This is a genomic window from Bacillota bacterium, from assembly GCA_040754675.1.
GTDB lineage: Bacteria > Bacillota > Limnochordia > Limnochordales > Geochordaceae > Geochorda.
This window is the reverse complement of sequence record JBFMCJ010000680.1, coordinates 1-2015: the sequence shown is the minus strand read 5'-3', so window position 1 is coordinate 2015 and position 2015 is coordinate 1. Positions and strand designations below refer to the sequence as shown.

Genomic DNA, 2015 nt, shown 5'->3' with positions numbered 1-2015 from the left:
CATAGCTACCCTGGACCGGCCTGCCCTTGTTGTCCGGGCGCACGCAGTCCATGCTCCACAGTATGGGCCCGTCCGCCTTGCAGTCGTAGCAAAGAGGCACCGTCACCACCTCGTCCTCAAGCGCGGGGCCCAATCGTCCATGACCACTCGCCCGTCCGGATCCACGAGCCGCACTCCGCCCTGCCTCATCCGCTCGTGCTCCCGCCAGTACCGCTCCTCCGCCCGGGCCCGCTCGCCCGAGCACACCGTCCGCCACCTGTCCGTCAGCCGGCCGCCGTGCCGAAGCACAGTCCACTGCCCAGACATCACGAGTCCCCCTGCTCCGACCGCCCGACCACGGCCTGGTGGACCGCTGCGAGCTCCATGGCCGTGAGGCTCGCCAACTGGTTCAGGTGTATGGTCCGGCCCAGGGTCTCGCTGGCGATGAGCCCGAGGTGCTGGTCGCTGATGTTGCGCTTCCGGGCCTCGTCGAAGATCGCGTCGACGTATGCCTGCTGGATCTTGCTCACCTTGGAGGCGCCGGGTTGCGGCCGAACAGTTCCCGCCACCTGTTGACCAGGGCTCTCCGCTCCGGGTCGAGGGGATCCCGGGCCTGCCGGCGCCGGCCCCGCCACCGGTTGAGCCTCGCCTCCGCCACCGTCAGATTCCACTCCCGCAGACTCGGGGGCAGGTGCGTCCTCCACCGGAAAGGGCAGGTCGGTATCACCCGCCCCCGCCAAGCCCTCTTTGGCCGCGGCCAGGTCGGCCTCCAGGAGCGCGGCCTCCGTCGCCTCGGCGGCCTCGTCTATGGCCTCGTCGTTCACGCAGACCTGGTCGGGCGTCAGGAACCCCCGGGCGGTGGCCTTCCGGATGGTGCGCAAGCGGGCCCGGGTCGCGGCCACGTGGTTCAGGTGACCATGCAGAGTGCTCATCTTGACGTTGGCCGCCGAGGCCTCGCCGTAATCCCAGATCTTCGTACCGTCGCCGAACAGCAACACGCCCTTGTAGAGGGCCGTGCCTGCCGGCGTGGTGAACATCGCCATGTCGTAGTCCCGCTGGGCCAGGAATTTCTCTTTCATCTGCTCGGGCAGCATCTGGAAGAGCTTCTGCATCTGTTCCGGGCTCTCGTGGGCATACGAGATGGGGATGACGACGTTCAGCCGGATGCCCTTCTTGCGCTTGGCCACCTGCTCGAGCTTGAGTTCTAGGCCGGCCTCCATGACGTACGCCCGGACCGTCCCATCCTCGCCGCGGAACCCGACGATGATCTGGTTGGCGATCTCCGGCGGGATGCCGGGGACCTGGGGCTTGACGACGTCGAACTTCTTGGGCTCCTGCTGGGCCGGCGGCCGGCCCTGCTGGTAACGCTGAACCTGGGTGCTCACCTCGGCTTCCTCCCTCTCGCTTGCGCCTTCCAGGCGCGGGTCAGTTGCTGCTCTGTGCGGTACGCCGCCGCGTTGCACTCCGGGCCCGCGGCGATGGCCGCCGCCCAGCACGCGCGAATGTCGTCACCCCGGTAGAACAGGACCTCGCGTTCCTCCTCGGGTACGAAGGCGTAACCCACGTGCCCGTAGGCCTCGAACTGGCCGCCCTTGAAGCGAACAGAAACCCGCAGGGTCCGGCGGACTACGAAGGGCAGGTCCCCCGGCTCCTTGGGCCGGACCACCCAATCCCAAGTGCCGCAGTCCCACTCGCCGCCCTTGCGGAGATCCTCCGCCCGGCGTTCCCACTCGGCCTCGCTGGCCTGCATGTCGCTGTCGTACATGCCGCCGCCCGACTTCCGGTAGCAGACGGGGCCCAGCGTCCGCGCGATGGAGTGCGGGTTGGTCAGCTTCCTGTTGCAGCGGGCGCAGCTTGTGGGCCCCTTGCGGTTCCCCGGGGAATCTGCTACCATGGGGGCAGATCCCATCGATTCCAACCGGTCTTGCTGCTCAATGAGCAGCACTTCTTTTTCAGCCATCACGCGGCGTCACCACCTTTCCCGCTCAGGATCTGGCACGTCAGATCTCGGACCATCGCGACCCGGAGCCGGCGCT

3 protein-coding genes are annotated in these 2015 nt (G+C 67.9%); all 3 read right to left on the bottom strand.

Annotated features, from left to right (window positions below; all coding sequences use genetic code 11):
- Positions 1–102 precede the first annotated feature (102 nt).
- The 3 genes from AB1609_22450 to AB1609_22440 are packed head-to-tail and all read right to left on the bottom strand — an operon-like array spanning position 103 to position 1939.
- Positions 103–306: a hypothetical protein gene (locus tag AB1609_22450; GenBank protein ID MEW6049195.1), complete on the bottom strand. Its 204-nt coding sequence runs from the start codon at positions 304–306 to the stop codon at positions 103–105.
- Positions 306–1364, bottom strand: a complete 1059-nt coding sequence (locus tag AB1609_22445; protein ID MEW6049194.1) for a hypothetical protein — start codon at positions 1362–1364, stop codon at positions 306–308. The genes AB1609_22450 and AB1609_22445 overlap by 1 nt, the downstream gene beginning before the upstream one ends.
- Positions 1361–1939 (bottom strand): DUF6011 domain-containing protein, encoded by a 579-nt coding sequence (locus AB1609_22440; GenBank protein ID MEW6049193.1) that lies wholly within the window; start codon positions 1937–1939, stop codon positions 1361–1363. Before AB1609_22440 ends, AB1609_22445 begins: the two co-directional genes overlap by 4 nt.
- Between the last annotated feature and the right edge of the window lie 76 nt (positions 1940–2015).